This window comes from Aliivibrio sp. A6, from assembly GCF_028765505.1.
GTDB lineage: Bacteria > Pseudomonadota > Gammaproteobacteria > Enterobacterales > Vibrionaceae > Aliivibrio > Aliivibrio finisterrensis_A.
Window position 1 is genome coordinate 56,671 of the sequence record NZ_JARACR010000021.1, and the last position, 14,753, is coordinate 71,423.

Below are 14,753 nucleotides of genomic sequence, written 5' to 3' on the forward strand. Positions count from 1 at the left end.
GCTTATCTCATCCATTTAATGAATAGCCATGAGTGGCGTTGAAATTATAGAACGTGTTGGAACCACTGATTTACCGTCGTCTCTAACCAGAAGTTTGGTTTGGTTAATGAACCATTAATAAAACCAACGTGGCCACCATGCTCTGTCAGTTGATAGTGTACACAGTTAGGCAAGGGATGAGTAGGGATCACGGCTTCTGTCATGAATGGATCGTCTTTAGAGTGAATGATCCGAGTTGGAATGTCGATGTTTTCTAAAAACTGTAAACCGCTGCATTGTTGATAATAGTCTTGCGCATTTTCATAACCGTGCATTGGGGCTGTGAGTAAATTATCAAATTGCAGTAAATCAGGAATGGCAGCGATCATCTCTTTATTTAAGCCAACAATCGCCTTTCGGCTGCCATTGATTTTTTTTATGCTATTGGTTTTCAATGAGCGTAATAAGTAGCTCTGATAAATTCGTGAGAACCCTTGCTGAATACGCTCCGAGCACGCACTTAAATCAAGAGGGGCTGAGATAACCGTTGCGGCATTGAGTAAGGTGTTAGTACGATATTTGGCGAGATAATTAACCAACATATTGCCACCAAGAGAGATCCCAGTTGCGACTTTGGTTCGTTCAGGGAAACGGTTATCAAGCATTTGGATAAAGAAGCGTGCGTCTTCGGTTTCACCAGAATGATAGGCTCTGGCTAAACGGTTTGGTACATCACTGCATCCTCGAAAGTGCATCATGACACCAAGCCAGCCTTGTTGTTTAGCGGCCGCGAGTAACCCATTTGCATACGGGCTTTCGAAACTGCCTTCTAATCCATGAAACAAGATGAAGAGTGGTTTATTCCCTGCTTTATTTGGGTTTTCACTCCATGCAAGATCAACAAAATCCCCATCAGGTAATTCAAGACGCTGCCAATAGGCATTAAACAGTGGATTTCTGCGTATCAATCGTGGCAGAAGCGTTTGAATATGAGCGTTGGATAAGCCCTGTGCTGGTGTGAAAGTGTCAAGCATCTTTAGTTACCTAGTCGTGATGTGAATTCTAGCGAAAGAAGCAGGGAGCTTGCGTTTAATCTTGAGCAGTAATCGCTTAATAAGCTCGGTGACTTCTCTGTTGTTTTTACTTGTAATGGAATACGTAATAACGCGGTGATGAGATCGTTTTGTTGTTGTTTTTCTATTTGAAGTTCAAACCGTAATGCGTCTTGATAGAGGGTTGGATCTTGAGCTTTTTTGATTTTTTTTCTTAACTGCCGATAGGTTTGAAGCAGTTCGTCACTTTGGCTAAGTGACACTTCAAGACACGAAAAGTGAGAGGGTGAAAAGTAGATATTAAATGAATCGAGCCAAGTAAGCAGCAAAGCAAGATTAACGTTACCATGATGCTTATCTTGCAGTTCTAATGCGGCTTGTTGTACGCCCTGTTTCTTGTAGTGAGAGAGCGAGAAAGACCAAAAGGCTTCACTGGTCAGTAAAGCCTTTTGTGATGTACTGATAGACGTATTACAGCTGAGCGGCATTCTCTTTTTCTTCAATTTGCTCTTGAAGATCCATCCATTCCATCTCGACTTCTTCAAGCTCTGATTTCGCAGAGGCTTGAATGGCTAGTACTTCGGTTAAGCGTTTTTTGTTTTCAGCTTCATATAAAGACACATCACCTAACTCGGCTTCGGCTTGGCTTAATGCTTCGTTCAGTGTATCCATTTTCTTTTCAAGCTTAGTGACTTCTTTACGCAATGGTGCAATTTGTTTTCTGAACTCCGCTTCTTTACGTTTCTGCTCTTTTTTATCAGCGGCGCTTAAGCTGGTTGAAGTGCTTGGGCTGTCCTGTTTATCTTGTTGAAGTTGTTCTTTACGCTCGTTTTTGTTTTGCTCTGTTAGCCACTTGTAGTAATCGGTTAAGTCACCATCAAAAGGGACGACTTGGCGATCATGAACTAAGTACAGATCATCTGTGGTTGCACGAAGTAGGTATCTGTCGTGGCTGACGATAACCATTGCACCTTCAAAGGTTTGCAATGCCATGGTTAGCGCTTGGCGCATATCCAAATCAAGGTGGTTGGTCGGTTCATCGAGTAGCAACATGTTTGGTTTTTGCCATACAACAAGTGCTAATACTAAACGTGCTTTTTCGCCACCAGAGAAAGGCCCAATTTTATCGAGCGCTTTTTCACCTTGAAAACCAAAGCTGCCTAAGTAATCACGCAGTTGTTGCTCTGTATGATTTGGGGCAATCTGCATTAGGTGCTGTAGTGGTGTCTCTTCTACGTGTAGAGTTTCTAATTGATGCTGTGCAAAGTAGCCAATTTTTACACCTTGAGAATAGCTAAATACGCCACTTTGTGGAGCTAACTCTCCAGAGAGTAATTTAATTAGTGTTGATTTACCGGCACCATTTCGACCCAGTAGACCAATACGGCTACCCGGAACAAGGTTTAAACGAATTTGTTCTAGAATGGTGTTGTTTTCATAACCAGCACTCACTTCATCCATCATTAGAATTGGGTTTGGTAGTGCATCTGGTTCTCTAAAGTTAAAGCTGAATGGGTTGTCTAACTGTGCTGGTAGCACTTTTTCCATTTTCTCTAATGCTTTAATACGGCTTTGTGCTTGGCGCGCTTTTGACGCTTTATAACGGAAGCGGTCAATGTATGACTGCATATGCGACATGTTCTTTTGTTGCTTTTGGTATTTAGCTTGTTGTAGTACCAGTTTCTCAGCACGTTGCACTTCAAATGACGAGTAGTTACCTGTGTATTCATTTAATTGTTGGTTCTCAACATGAATAATACGGTTGATAACAGGATCAAGAAAATCACGGTCATGAGAAATCAACATTAAGGTGCCAGGGTAGTTTTGTAGCCAACGCTCTAGCCACATTACGGCATCTAAATCTAAGTGGTTGGTCGGTTCATCGAGTAGCAATAGATCTGATCGACAAATTAGGGCTTGCGCTAAGTTTAAACGCATACGCCAACCACCAGAGAATTGAGTTAGATTCCATTCCATCTGTTGCTGTGAAAAGCCTAAACCGTTTAACAACTCTGCCGCACGAGAATTAATGGTATAGCCGCCAACGGTTTCTATTTTTCCGTGCAGCTCAGCCACTAGGGTGCCGTTGTCTGCTTCTTCGGCTTTTGCCAGTTGTGTTTCTAAACCACGAAACTCACGATCACCATCGATAACGTAATCAATCGCTTTGCGCTCTAAAGCTGGTGTTTCTTGAGCTACCCACGCCATTTCCCAGTTATGAGGAACACGGTTTGAACCGGCATCGACACTTAACTCGCCCTTGATGAGAGCAAAAAGAGTGGATTTACCACAGCCATTTTTTCCAACTAAACCGACTTTGTCACCTGGGTGAATGGTGGCAGAGGCTTGTTCTAATAAGGGCTTTCCGCCACGAAGTAATTGAATGTCTGAAAACGTAATCATGCTGTGGTGTGCTTCTCTTTGTTGGAAAAATAGTGAATACGAGGAGCATAGTAGGCGTAAGCGTGAAGATTGTCGATATAGAAATAGTCTGTATGATGGAGTAAAAGCCCCATTTAAAATAATAAGAAGAGACGTCTAAAAAGGAATTTATGACTCAGTTACCTAGAATATTAGTGATCCTCGCTCATCCTGATCCAGAACACTCGGTTGCCAATAAGGCGATCCTATCCGCTTATCATGATTTATCCCATGTCACCGTGCATGATCTCTATGCGCATTACCCTGAATTCTTTATTGATGTTATCTATGAGCATGAGCTTCTTGCCCAACATGACATTATCGTATTTCAACACCCACTGTATCTTTACTCATGTCCTGCTTTACTTAAGGAGTGGATGGATTGCGTATTAGGGAAAGGGTTTGCTTATGGTAATGGCAGTGCTTTAAAAGGAAAACAGTGGCGCAGTGTGATTACCGCAGGAGGCATTGAAGAGGCGTTCTCTGAGACGGGTTATAATCAACATACGATGGATGAGATTTTAATTCCTTTTAAGATCACTGCTGCTTTATGTCAGATGGAGTGGTTGACGCCGTCTGTTCAATATTGGGCTCGAAAAATCACAATTGAAAAGCGTCAGCAGTTTATTGATGACTATCGAGCGTGGTTATTGAACCCCAAAGGAGGCATTTAATGGCAGGAGAGTGGTTACATACGAGTTCGATTTTCTTAGCTGCTGCCGTGGTTACAGTACCTTTAGCGCAGCGATTTGGTTTGGGTGCCGTGTTGGGGTACCTGTTAGCCGGTATTGCCATTGGCCCATGGGGATTACAGTTAATTTCTGATGTGGATGCGATTTTGCACTTTTCAGAATTTGGGGTGGTGTTGCTGCTCTTTTTGATTGGTTTAGAGTTAAACCCAAATAAATTATGGAAGATGCGAAAACCCATTATTGGTTTGGGTGGTAGCCAAGTGGTGGTGACCTCTTGTGTTATTACCGCCGCGATGATGTTTTACGGTCTGGCTTGGCAGGTGAGTGTGGTGATAGGTATGGGCTTAGCCTTGTCCTCTACCGCGATAGCTTTGCGAGTGATTGAAGAGAGAAAATTATCGGCATCAGAAAGTGGTCAATCGGGCTTTGCCGTATTGTTATTCCAAGATATTGCGGTGATCCCAATGCTTGCTGTGTTGCCTGTGTTAGCAGGAGGAGCGAGCGGTAACTGGATGGATGGCTTGTGGATACTGGCTGGCGTTATTGGTATTTTTACGTTAGGCCATTTCTTATTAAGACCACTGTTTAGCTATGTTGTGAAAAGTGGTGCGAGAGAGTTATTTACCGTAGCAGCCTTATTATTGGTCATTGGCGTTTCTGCTGCAATGAAGCAACTTGGTTTATCAATGGCGCTTGGGGCTTTTCTTGCTGGGGTACTATTGGCGGAAAGTGAGTTTCGTCATGAGTTAGAAGTGGCGATTGAACCCTTTAAAGGTTTATTACTTGGGTTGTTCTTTATTGCGGTTGGGATGTCGGTTAACTTAGGCTTATTACTGCAATACCCATTTGAAATACTGGCTGCTGTGATGATATTGGTGTCATCAAAAGGGTTTCTACTTTATGGCCTAGCTCGATTATTTGGTACGCAAGCGAAAGCTCGTAGTCAGATGGCGATGATTTTAAGTCAAGGTGGTGAGTTTGCGTTTGTGCTATTTACGGCTGCGCAAATGGAAGGGCTATTAAGTAGAGAATTGACGGCATTTCTATTAGTTGTAGTGAGCTTGTCGATGATGACGACGCCATTATTACTCATCGCTCAAGATAAATGGTTTACGAGAACATTGAATAGCGAAGACGAAATGCCGCAGTCGGATTTTACTCATGCGACTCAGCCAAAAGTGATTATTGCGGGCTTTGGTCGATTTGGTCAGATTGTTGGACGTTTACTGTTTGCGAATAAAATTAAATTGACCATTTTAGAGAGTGACCCAAGCCAAATACGACTATTAAGAAAGTTTGGCTATAAGGTGTATTACGGCGATGCGACGCAAGTAGAGTTATTACGAGCAGCGGGTGCCGAAAAAGCCGAAGCGATTGTGGTTTGTAAGACGGATCCGCAAAAAGTAATGGAAATTGTGGCGTTGTGTAAACAGCATTTCCCTCATTTGAAAATCTTAGCGCGAGCGCGAAGTCGAGTTGAAGCGTATGAGTTGTTAAATCAAGGGGTGGATCACTTTTCACGAGAAACTTTTTATGGAGCCCTTGATTTAGGCCGACAAACCCTCACATCTTTGGGTATGCACCCTTATCAAGCAAAGCGCGCAGAATCTCATTTTAAAAAGTTAGATGTTGCTATGCTAAAAGAATTGTTACCATTGCACTCAGACGACAAGGTGCTGGCTTCTAAAGCGAAAGCGGCTCGAATAGAGTTGGAAGAGATTTTTGGTTTAGAGATGGAAAGCGAACGATCAAATCAGAACGATTGGGATTAATACCAACGTTGACTAAGATTGGTCCTATTAGCACAAGGATAATAACCGTGAAAAAACGATTTATTGCAGGTGCGGTTTGCCCATCATGCAGTACGACTGATACGCTACGTTGGTGGCAAGAAAGTAATATTGAACATGTTGAATGCGTGGAGTGCGGCCATGTGGATCGCAAAGCCCCAAAGTCGATAGAACAAACCAAACACGCGCAAGATGAAGTTATTGGTGTTTTTAAACCTGAATAACGGTATCTTAGCGGAAAATGAATACCATCCATTAATGCCAAGTGCATCCGGAGTTAAAATGAAAATTGAAAAGAACGTTGTAGTTAGCCTTGCTTACCAAGTTAAAACGGAAGAAGGTGTTGTTGTTGATCAATCAACGGTTGAAGCACCACTAGATTACCTACATGGTCACAACAACCTAATCGTTGGTCTTGAAAAAGCGCTTGAAGGTAAAGTTGAAGGCGACAAATTCAGCATCACTGTAACTCCTGAAGATGCATACGGCGAGCACATGGATGAGATGGTTCAACGTGTTCCTGCTAACGTTTTCCAAGGTGTTGATCAAATCGAAGTTGGCATGCGTTTCCTTGCTGATACAGACCAAGGCCCTATCCCTGTAGAAGTAACTGAAGTTGATGGCGACGAAGTTGTTGTTGATGGTAACCACATGCTTGCTGGCCAAACGCTAGATTTTGATGTTGAAGTAGTAGCACTACGTGCAGCAACTGAAGAAGAAGCGGCTCACGGTCACATCCACCAAGAAGGCGGCTGTGGTGGTCACGATCATGATCACGAAGGTGGTTGTTGTGGTGGCGAAGGCCATTCTCACGATCATGAGCACGAAGAAGAGCACGTATGTTGTGGTAAAGGCAACTGCGCTAAGTAATCTTAAGAGCAGGGCGCTTCGCTTGAAGACGCTACGCTAAAGGGCGGACTTCGTCCTTAAGAATTGAGAAGACCACAGGTGTTGAGCCTGTGGTCTTTTTTGTTTTAAGAGAGTTCAGGTTTCAGCGGGATCGCTTTTGACTTTAGCTCCTCCCCCTTACTAAGGGGGAGGCTGGGAGGGGGTCAAGAACTCACAGCGTATAAATCAAGTTAATTATGAGCTCCATTTTACCTTCATCGAAATAACCCCTCCCTAACCCTCCCCTTATTAAGGGGAGGGAACAGTGTATTACTCGCTGTAATTACAGCGATCACTTTGTTTATGCTCTTCTCAAGGCGAAGCCGTCTTAAGCGTAACGCCCTTTAGCAACTTGTTGCGTCCTGCTCTTCCTGAAATCTACTCTTAGTAATGCGGTGGTGGTGTCTCTTCTGACGCATCCGCCATATTCGATGAATCCATCGTCTTCATCTTACCGACCATGAACTTCATTTGAACTTGCATATTCGTGATCAGCAATTGTTGTTGTGATAAGGCATCGTTTAACTCATCAATGGTTTGTTCTTGGAATGCCATTTTGTATTCTAAATCACTGATCTTATCTTCTAATTCTTTAATATCTGTCGTCATTATTCTATCAACCAAGCTTGAGCTATTCCGGCTGAAGTAGCAGAAACGACTCGTTGTTTTTTATCAATGGCGACATCATACACTACCGCTGTTGGTGGACGTGCATCTTTTAATGGTTCAGAGCGCCATTGTTCTTGCTTCTTACCTGATAAAGTGTCCCATAACATGACACTACCAGAGGGAGAGCCTGTCATTAAATAATGGCCATCGTCACTAAAACGAGCACTAGAGAAGACTTGTTGGCGTGCAAAGGTACGTAGCTTAGATATTTTCTCACCCGTTTTTAAATTCCAGATAAAGGCTTCATTTCCACCATCTGCAGTTAAGGCGTATTTTCCATCTCGCTGTAGTGCGAGGCGATTTACGCGTTTCTCATGCTCAAAGGCATGTAATATCTGACCTGTTTGCGTATCCCAAAAATAAGCAAAATGGTCATTACCACCTGATAAAGCAAATTTCCCATTAGCTGAGAGAGCAACAGAATTGACCTTTTCTCTATGAGCTAGGAACTCCAAACGGCGGCCAGTAGCTAAATCGATATAGATAGCCTTGCCATTGGATAAGCCAAGCAATACTTGTTGGCCATTACTTGCAATATCAATATCTCGAATAATGCCGTCTGAGATAGACCATAACCCTTCAGAAATGCCCATACCTAAATCCCAAACAGCAAAATTGGTTTGTGTTGCGGTAACCGCAAAGCGAGAATTATCGGAAATGGTAATATGAGAAACCGTAGAATCATGCTGATCTTGAGCGCCAAAATAGGTAAGCTCTTTATTATCAACTAAGTCCCAAAAGTGTAATCCGCTTTTCGTTTCACTGTCAGTGTTAATGGCATTAGAGCCTTTTTTTACGAAGAACAGCCCGAAACGAGCGTCGCGGCTTAACGCGAAACTTGTCGTACCTTGGGTGGCAACTTCCCAGCGCTGTTGGTCTGAATTGCTAAAGAAACAGCCTGATAATGTCAGCGTAATGACAAAAATTGCTATGTATTGAGATATAGCGCGCATCAAATTGAACTACTCGTTTGTAATGTGTCTATAACTACTAGTATATTGTGCTGAAGTATATTTCTCACCTTTATCTAAAGAATTGAATAAAAAATTGAGGCAAGACCTCAAATAATCGGAGTTTTGAAATGAAATCTATCTTTAAAGTATCGTTACTTGCTGCAACTGTTGCCTTTGTTGTTGGTTGTCAAAAAGAAGAAGCACCAAAAGCAGAAGCAACTACCTTACCTGCAAAAATTGAAGCGTCAGCAGAAGGTGTAACTGCATCAACGTTCGCATCTGATGATGAAAAAGCAGGTTATGCAATCGGTGCATCACTGGCTAAATACCTAAACTCGAACTTAGAAAAGCAAACAGAACTTGGCTTAGACCTTAAGAAAGCAGATGTACTTGCTGGTGTTACTGATGTGTTTAATGGCAAAGAACGCCTAACAGACGAAGAAATTCAGGTAGCTCTTCAAAATCTAGATCAGCGTGTTGCTGAGATTGCACAGCAAAAAATGGCGGCTGAGTCTGAAGCAAATATCAAAGCGGGTACAGAATACCAAGAGAAATTTGCAAAAGAAGATGGTGTAATGAAGACGGATTCAGGTCTTCTATATCAAGTAATTACACCAGCTGAAGGTCCTAAACCTAAAGATACTGATACGGTAGTTGTTCATTACTCAGGTACACTAATCGACGGCACTAAGTTTGATAGCTCTTACGATCGTAACCAACCAGCGACATTCCCACTGAATGCAGTAATTCCTGGTTGGACTGAAGGTGTTCAGCTTATGAATGTTGGTTCTAAGTACAAGTTTGTGATTCCTGCTGAATTAGGTTACGGCGCACAAGGTAATCAAGCTATCCCTGCAAACTCTACATTGGTATTTGATGTTGAGTTGCTTGAGATTAAAGATGCTGCAAAACCAGCAAAATAATTATCTCTAGAATTAAATAATCTAAACTTTGTTTTAGATCACTGAATTAGCCCCGGCACTTGCTGGGGTTTTTTATTTTCATGCAAATATTCTGATAAACTTGATGTAATTATTTTAAGTCGTAAGTCTTAGCAAGTAATGTTAAGTCGACAATTTTACGTTGGTAGATTATGAATATTGAAAATATCGCAGAAGAGAGTCTATCTGAGGTGGTGTCATTTACTGAATTTGATCATCATATTCTGCGCTCTTACGAAGCCGTTGTTGATGGCATTGCGAGTTTAATTGGTAGTTATTGCGAAATCGTTTTGCATTCACTTGAAGACATCAATAAATCTGCGATTCGAATTGCTAACGGAGAAAATACAGGTCGTAAAGTGGGTTCACCTATCACTGATTTAGCGCTACAAATGCTTAAAGATATTGAGCGTTCTAAGCGTAATTTTTCTCGCTCTTACTTCACTCGTGCTAAGGGTGGTGTATTGATGAAGTCGATTACGGTTGCTATCCGTAATGGCGATGATCGAATTATTGGCTTGCTTTGTATCAATATCAACCTTGATGCACCTTTCTCTCAAGTACTGCATTCATTCATGCCGAGTGAAGAAGCGAATGAAGCCGCTTCAAGCGTAAACTTTGCCAGTGATGTTGATGAGTTAGTCGATCAAACCGTAAAACGTACCATTGATGAAATTAATGCCGATAAAGAAGTCGGTAATAACGCGAAGAATAAACAGATTGTTATGGATTTATATGACAAAGGTATTTTTGATATTAAAGATGCGATTAACCGCGTTGCTGATCAACTAAATATATCTAAACATACGGTCTATCTTTATATTCGCCAAAGAAAAACAGAGGATGGCGAAAAGTGAGTTTGCGTTATGGATTAGTTGTTAATGGTTCAGCTTATGGAACTCAAGCTTCTAGACAGGCCTTTCAGTTTGCACAAGCCTTGATCGAGCAAGGTGAGATTTTAGAAAAAGTCTTTTTTTACCAAGATGGTGTGCTTAATGCTTCCTCTTTGATTTTACCGGCTAATGATGAATTCGATATTACTAAGGCGTGGCAAGCTCTGGCTAAAGCACATAATGTCGAGTTAGAAACGTGTGTTGCAGCAGCATTGCGTCGTGGTGTCATTGGTTACGAAGAAGCGGAACAAAATAAAGTTGAGCAGCATAATTTGGCTTCTGGGTTTAAACAGGCTGGATTAGGTGGATTAGCAACAGCATTATTAACGTTTGATCGCGTTATTCAATTTTAATTCTTCATGTTCAACAGAGTAGGTTAGTAATGAATCGAATTGGATTTGTATTCCAAAGTTCACCGCACTCCACGACAAAAGGCAGAGAGGGGTTAGATGCCATTCTTGCTGCGTCAGCATACAGTGAAGACATTCATATTTTCTTTATTGGCGATGGTGTATTGCAACTGCTTGAAAATCAGCAACCAGAACAAATATTATCTCGTGATTATATCTCTGGATTTAAAATGTTAGCGCTGTACGATCTAGAAGAAATCTTTGTGTGTCAAACTGCGTTATCAAATCGTGGATTACAGGCAAATAATCTAAACATTGATGTTGATGTTATTCCAAATCAACAGATTAATGAGAAGTTAGCGCAATGCGCTCAAGTAATGGTGTTTTAAATTATGCTGCATATCTTAACTAATACAGATAATTTACAAGCACTTTATCGTAAAGAATTGCCGGTAAATGTAGAGCAGGATGTATTTTTATTAACACAAGACTGCGTTTATGCAGGCATGTTGGATCATAAAGATCATTTAATGATCCTGTCTCTTAAGCAATGCTATTTTTTACAAGAAGATATGGAGGCAAGAGGTTTGAAAAGCTTAATTAGTGATAATATTCAACTGGTTAACTATTCTTCTTTTGTCTCTCTTACCCAAGAATATTCCCCTGTGGTGACTTGGTAATTCGGGGCTATGAGCAAGAAAGCAAAATTATTTTTAAATTGTTTATTAATAGTGCTGTATATTTCTTGACACATATCACGTTCAGCCTTAGAATTTCGCGTCCCTATTTCCATAGGGATATAGATTTTTCAAAAGTTTTCGAACCTCTAATCAGGAGCTATTTTAATGGCAACTATTAACCAGTTGGTACGCAAGCCACGTGCAAAGCAAGTTGTTAAAAGCAACGTGCCTGCGCTAGAAGCGTGTCCACAAAAACGTGGTGTATGTACTCGCGTATATACTACTACTCCAAAAAAACCGAACTCAGCTTTACGTAAAGTATGTCGTGTTCGTCTAACTAACGGCTTTGAAGTTACTTCATACATCGGCGGTGAAGGTCACAACCTTCAAGAGCACTCAGTTGTTCTTATCCGTGGTGGTCGTGTTAAAGATTTACCAGGTGTGCGTTACCACACTGTTCGTGGTGCACTTGACTGTGCAGGCGTAAACGACCGTAAGAAAGGTCGTTCTAAGTACGGTGTGAAACGTCCTAAGTCTTAATGGAATCCGTTAAGTAAGGCCAAACACTAAATATTTGTAATTTGAAGAAACTGAAAAGTTTTGGATAACCTGAAGACAACAACGGAGAAATTCCATGCCACGTCGTCGCGTAATAGGCCAACGTAAGATCCTTCCAGATCCTAAGTTCAAATCTGAGCTGTTGGCAAAATTTGTAAACATCGTAATGGTTGACGGTAAGAAATCAACTGCTGAAAAAATCGTTTACGGTGCACTAGAATTAATGGCTGAGAAATCTGGTAAAGATCACTTAGCTGTATTCGAAGAAGCTCTTGAAAATGTTCGTCCATCGGTGGAAGTTAAATCTCGCCGTGTGGGTGGTTCAACTTACCAAGTTCCTGTAGAAGTACGTCCGGTTCGCCGTAACGCACTTGCTATGCGTTGGATGGTTGATGCTGCGCGTAAGCGTGGTGAAAAATCTATGGCTCAACGTCTTGCTAACGAAATGTTAGACGCGTCTGAGAACAAAGGTACTGCGGTTAAGAAACGTGAAGACGTTCACCGTATGGCTGATGCTAACAAAGCATTCGCTCATTACCGCTGGTAATACCGAAGGTGCAGCAGTCCTTGCTGCACCTTACTTCTTTATTTCCCATTTAGTAATACACTTAGCCATTATCGCTATTTCAATGCATATGCGTTGGGAAATAGCAATAATCCCTAAGATAAGAGGATACAACCGTGGCTCGAAATACACCTATTGAGCGCTACCGTAATATCGGTATCTGTGCTCACGTAGATGCAGGTAAAACTACAACTACTGAGCGTATTCTGTTCTATACTGGCCTTTCTCATAAAATCGGCGAAGTTCACGATGGTGCTGCTACCATGGATTGGATGGAGCAAGAGCAAGAGCGTGGTATCACAATTACCTCTGCAGCAACTACGACTTTCTGGCGTGGTATGGATGCACAATTCCAAGATCACCGTATTAACATCATCGATACTCCTGGACACGTTGACTTCACTATCGAAGTAGAGCGTTCTTTGCGTGTGCTTGATGGCGCTGTTGTTGTGTTCTGTGGCTCATCAGGTGTTGAACCTCAATCTGAAACTGTATGGCGTCAAGCGAACAAATACGGCGTTCCTCGTATCGTGTTTGTTAATAAGATGGACCGTGCAGGTGCGGATTTCTTACGTGTTGTAGACCAAATTAAAAACCGTCTTGGTGCAAATCCTGTTCCTATCCAATTAAATATTGGTGCAGAAGATGATTTCAGAGGTGTTATTGACCTTATCAAGATGAAGACCATTAACTGGAATGAAGCAGATCAAGGCATGACCTTCTCTTATGAAGAGATCCCAGCCGATATGCTTGAGCTTGCAGATGAATGGCGTCAAAATCTAGTTGAAGCAGCGGCTGAAGCCTCTGAAGAGCTGATGGACAAATACCTTGAAGGTGAAGAGCTGTCAGAACAAGAGATCAAAGAGGCACTACGTACTCGTACATTAAATAACGAGATCGTATTGGCAACGTGTGGTTCTGCATTTAAAAACAAAGGTGTTCAAGCGGTACTAGATGCTGTGATTGAATACTTACCTGCACCGATTGATGTTCCTGCAATCAAAGGTGTGGATGAGGATGATAATGAAGTTGAGCGTCACGCTGACGACAATGAACCATTCTCAGCGTTAGCATTTAAAATTGCGACAGACCCATTTGTTGGCTCACTAACCTTTATGCGTGTTTATTCTGGTGTTGTTAGTACTGGTGACGGTGTTTATAACTCAGTAAAACAAAAGCGTGAACGTTTTGGGCGTATCGTTCAGCTTCATGCTAATAAGCGTGAAGAAGTGAAAGAAATACGTGCGGGCGATATTGCAGCAGCGATTGGCTTAAAAGACGTAACAACAGGTGACACTCTGTGTGATCAAAATGCAAAAGTGATTCTTGAGCGTATGGAATTCCCAGAACCGGTAATTCAAATTGCAGTAGAACCAAGAACACTTGCAGATCAAGAAAAAATGGGCATCGCACTAGGTAAACTAGCGGCAGAAGATCCATCTTTTAAAGTAGAAACTGATGTCGAATCAGGTCAAACACTGATTTCTGGCATGGGTGAGCTACACTTAGATATTATCGTTGACCGTATGAAGCGTGAATTCAGTGTTGAATGTAACGTTGGTAAGCCTCAAGTGGCATACCGTGAAACTATCCGTGGTAGCGCGGAAGTGGAAGGTAAATTCGTACGTCAATCTGGTGGTCGCGGTCAATACGGTCACGTATGGCTGAAAATCGAACCATCAGAACCAGATGCTGGTTTCGTTTTTGTAGACGAAATTGTAGGTGGTGCCGTTCCTCGTGAATACATCAGCTCAGTAGCGAAAGGTATCGAAGAGCAAATGAATAACGGCGTGTTAGCAGGTTATCCTGTACTCGACGTTAAAGCGACGCTGTTTGATGGCTCATACCACGATGTTGACTCCAATGAAATGGCGTTCAAGATCGCGGGTTCAATGGCATTCAAGAAAGGTGCGCTTGAAGCACAACCTGTTATTCTTGAACCAATGATGAAAGTTGAAGTAACCACTCCAGAAGACTGGATGGGTGATGTTGTTGGTGACTTAAACCGTCGCCGCGGCATGATTGAAGGTATGGACGACGGCGTTGCTGGATTAAAAATAATCCGCGCTCAAGTTCCACTTTCTGAAATGTTCGGTTATGCAACATCTTTGCGTTCTGCGACTCAAGGTCGAGCGTCTTACTCTATGGAATTCGCCGAATATGGTGAAGTTTCTAAGAATGTTGCCGATAGAATCATCGCTGAACGCGGATAAAATACTCAATACCCTTGCGTCAAGAGCAATTGACGCATAAAATAGCAAATTCTGGCGCGCCTTATCACTGTTCGGTAGGGCGAATCATAACTAGGAAGGAACACGATCG

The 14,753-nt window shown here is 42.0% G+C and carries 17 protein-coding genes; 12 read left to right on the forward strand and 5 right to left on the reverse strand.

Going from position 1 to position 14,753, the window contains the following annotated elements:
- Nucleotides 1-44: 44 nt before the first annotated feature.
- From PVK70_RS13030 to PVK70_RS13040, 3 genes are read right to left on the reverse strand one after another with little or no spacing between them, the layout of a single operon-like run.
- Nucleotides 45-1,013 (reverse strand): hydrolase, encoded by a 969-nt coding sequence (locus PVK70_RS13030; RefSeq protein ID WP_130049063.1) that lies wholly within the window; start codon nucleotides 1,011-1,013, stop codon nucleotides 45-47.
- 2 nt (nucleotides 1,014-1,015) lie between these two features.
- On the reverse strand, nucleotides 1,016-1,519 hold the full coding sequence (locus PVK70_RS13035; protein WP_130049062.1) for a TIGR02444 family protein: 504 nt from the start codon (nucleotides 1,517-1,519) through the stop codon (nucleotides 1,016-1,018).
- Nucleotides 1,503-3,434 carry an ABC transporter ATP-binding protein gene (locus tag PVK70_RS13040; protein WP_130049061.1) on the reverse strand — a complete coding sequence of 644 codons (1,932 nt, stop codon included), beginning with the start codon at nucleotides 3,432-3,434 and terminating at the stop codon, nucleotides 1,503-1,505. Before PVK70_RS13040 ends, PVK70_RS13035 begins: the two co-directional genes overlap by 17 nt.
- Nucleotides 3,435-3,583: 149 nt before the next feature.
- On the opposite strand from PVK70_RS13040, the gene kefG reads away from it, so the two are divergent.
- The 4 genes from kefG to slyD are packed head-to-tail and all read left to right on the forward strand — an operon-like array spanning nucleotide 3,584 to nucleotide 6,804.
- Nucleotides 3,584-4,126: a glutathione-regulated potassium-efflux system ancillary protein KefG gene (gene kefG, locus PVK70_RS13045; RefSeq protein ID WP_130049060.1), complete on the forward strand. Its 543-nt coding sequence runs from the start codon at nucleotides 3,584-3,586 to the stop codon at nucleotides 4,124-4,126.
- Nucleotides 4,126-5,916, forward strand: coding sequence for a glutathione-regulated potassium-efflux system protein KefB (gene kefB, locus PVK70_RS13050; protein WP_130049059.1), 1,791 nt, complete (start codon nucleotides 4,126-4,128; stop codon nucleotides 5,914-5,916). The genes kefG and kefB overlap by 1 nt, the downstream gene beginning before the upstream one ends.
- A gap of 41 nt (nucleotides 5,917-5,957) precedes the next feature.
- The gene (locus PVK70_RS13055) at nucleotides 5,958-6,158 is read left to right on the forward strand and encodes a YheV family putative zinc ribbon protein (protein ID WP_207215691.1); all 201 of its coding nucleotides are present in this window, start codon (nucleotides 5,958-5,960) and stop codon (nucleotides 6,156-6,158) included.
- A 58-nt stretch (nucleotides 6,159-6,216) separates the two neighbouring features.
- Nucleotides 6,217-6,804 (forward strand): peptidylprolyl isomerase, encoded by a 588-nt coding sequence (gene slyD / locus PVK70_RS13060; protein ID WP_130049058.1) that lies wholly within the window; start codon nucleotides 6,217-6,219, stop codon nucleotides 6,802-6,804.
- 402 nt (nucleotides 6,805-7,206) lie between these two features.
- On the opposite strand, the gene PVK70_RS13065 is transcribed toward slyD, so the two are convergent.
- Nucleotides 7,207-7,431, reverse strand: coding sequence for a SlyX family protein (locus tag PVK70_RS13065; RefSeq protein ID WP_130046152.1), 225 nt, complete (start codon nucleotides 7,429-7,431; stop codon nucleotides 7,207-7,209).
- Nucleotides 7,431-8,444 (reverse strand): WD40 repeat domain-containing protein, encoded by a 1,014-nt coding sequence (locus tag PVK70_RS13070; protein ID WP_130049057.1) that lies wholly within the window; start codon nucleotides 8,442-8,444, stop codon nucleotides 7,431-7,433. Before PVK70_RS13070 ends, PVK70_RS13065 begins: the two co-directional genes overlap by 1 nt.
- Before the next feature lie 128 nt (nucleotides 8,445-8,572).
- Between PVK70_RS13070 and fkpA the strand changes: the two genes are divergently transcribed.
- The 8 genes from fkpA to fusA all read left to right on the forward strand — a co-directional run bounded on the left by fkpA (nucleotide 8,573) and on the right by fusA (nucleotide 14,644).
- The gene (gene fkpA / locus PVK70_RS13075) at nucleotides 8,573-9,367 is read left to right on the forward strand and encodes an FKBP-type peptidyl-prolyl cis-trans isomerase (RefSeq protein WP_130049056.1); all 795 of its coding nucleotides are present in this window, start codon (nucleotides 8,573-8,575) and stop codon (nucleotides 9,365-9,367) included.
- Nucleotides 9,368-9,537: 170 nt separating this feature from the next.
- A complete protein-coding gene (locus PVK70_RS13080; RefSeq protein WP_130046149.1) occupies nucleotides 9,538-10,242 on the forward strand; it encodes a helix-turn-helix transcriptional regulator in 705 nt (234 codons plus the stop codon).
- A complete protein-coding gene (gene tusD / locus PVK70_RS13085) occupies nucleotides 10,239-10,631 on the forward strand; it encodes a sulfurtransferase complex subunit TusD (protein WP_130049055.1) in 393 nt (130 codons plus the stop codon). Before PVK70_RS13080 ends, tusD begins: the two co-directional genes overlap by 4 nt.
- Before the next feature lie 29 nt (nucleotides 10,632-10,660).
- Nucleotides 10,661-11,017: a sulfurtransferase complex subunit TusC gene (gene tusC / locus PVK70_RS13090; RefSeq protein WP_130046147.1), complete on the forward strand. Its 357-nt coding sequence runs from the start codon at nucleotides 10,661-10,663 to the stop codon at nucleotides 11,015-11,017.
- Nucleotides 11,018-11,020: 3 nt separating this feature from the next.
- The gene (gene tusB, locus PVK70_RS13095) at nucleotides 11,021-11,308 is read left to right on the forward strand and encodes a sulfurtransferase complex subunit TusB (RefSeq protein WP_130046146.1); all 288 of its coding nucleotides are present in this window, start codon (nucleotides 11,021-11,023) and stop codon (nucleotides 11,306-11,308) included.
- A gap of 165 nt (nucleotides 11,309-11,473) precedes the next feature.
- Nucleotides 11,474-11,848: a 30S ribosomal protein S12 gene (gene rpsL, locus PVK70_RS13100; RefSeq protein WP_005417208.1), complete on the forward strand. Its 375-nt coding sequence runs from the start codon at nucleotides 11,474-11,476 to the stop codon at nucleotides 11,846-11,848.
- A 94-nt stretch (nucleotides 11,849-11,942) separates the two neighbouring features.
- Nucleotides 11,943-12,413, forward strand: a complete 471-nt coding sequence (rpsG, locus tag PVK70_RS13105; protein ID WP_130046145.1) for a 30S ribosomal protein S7 — start codon at nucleotides 11,943-11,945, stop codon at nucleotides 12,411-12,413.
- A gap of 134 nt (nucleotides 12,414-12,547) precedes the next feature.
- Nucleotides 12,548-14,644 carry an elongation factor G gene (fusA, locus tag PVK70_RS13110; RefSeq protein WP_130049053.1) on the forward strand — a complete coding sequence of 699 codons (2,097 nt, stop codon included), beginning with the start codon at nucleotides 12,548-12,550 and terminating at the stop codon, nucleotides 14,642-14,644.
- Nucleotides 14,645-14,753 lie beyond the last annotated feature (109 nt).

Bases quoted from the DNA above. Each gene is read 5' to 3' on its own strand.
- rpsG (WP_130046145.1), top strand. From the start codon at position 11,943: ATGCCACGTCGTCGCGTAATAGGCCAACGTAAGATCCTTCCAGATCCT.
- PVK70_RS13080 (WP_130046149.1), top strand. From the start codon at position 9,538: ATGAATATTGAAAATATCGCAGAAGAGAGTCTATCTGAGGTGGTGTCA.
- slyD (WP_130049058.1), top strand. From the start codon at position 6,217: ATGAAAATTGAAAAGAACGTTGTAGTTAGCCTTGCTTACCAAGTTAAA.
- tusB (WP_130046146.1), top strand. From the start codon at position 11,021: ATGCTGCATATCTTAACTAATACAGATAATTTACAAGCACTTTATCGT.
- fkpA (WP_130049056.1), top strand. From the start codon at position 8,573: ATGAAATCTATCTTTAAAGTATCGTTACTTGCTGCAACTGTTGCCTTT.
- tusC (WP_130046147.1), top strand. From the start codon at position 10,661: ATGAATCGAATTGGATTTGTATTCCAAAGTTCACCGCACTCCACGACA.
- kefG (WP_130049060.1), top strand. From the start codon at position 3,584: ATGACTCAGTTACCTAGAATATTAGTGATCCTCGCTCATCCTGATCCA.
- PVK70_RS13070 (WP_130049057.1), bottom strand. From the start codon at position 8,444: ATGCGCGCTATATCTCAATACATAGCAATTTTTGTCATTACGCTGACA.
- PVK70_RS13040 (WP_130049061.1), bottom strand. From the start codon at position 3,434: ATGATTACGTTTTCAGACATTCAATTACTTCGTGGCGGAAAGCCCTTA.
- PVK70_RS13030 (WP_130049063.1), bottom strand. From the start codon at position 1,013: ATGCTTGACACTTTCACACCAGCACAGGGCTTATCCAACGCTCATATT.
- rpsL (WP_005417208.1), top strand. From the start codon at position 11,474: ATGGCAACTATTAACCAGTTGGTACGCAAGCCACGTGCAAAGCAAGTT.
- PVK70_RS13065 (WP_130046152.1), bottom strand. From the start codon at position 7,431: ATGACGACAGATATTAAAGAATTAGAAGATAAGATCAGTGATTTAGAA.
- PVK70_RS13035 (WP_130049062.1), bottom strand. From the start codon at position 1,519: ATGCCGCTCAGCTGTAATACGTCTATCAGTACATCACAAAAGGCTTTA.
- kefB (WP_130049059.1), top strand. From the start codon at position 4,126: ATGGCAGGAGAGTGGTTACATACGAGTTCGATTTTCTTAGCTGCTGCC.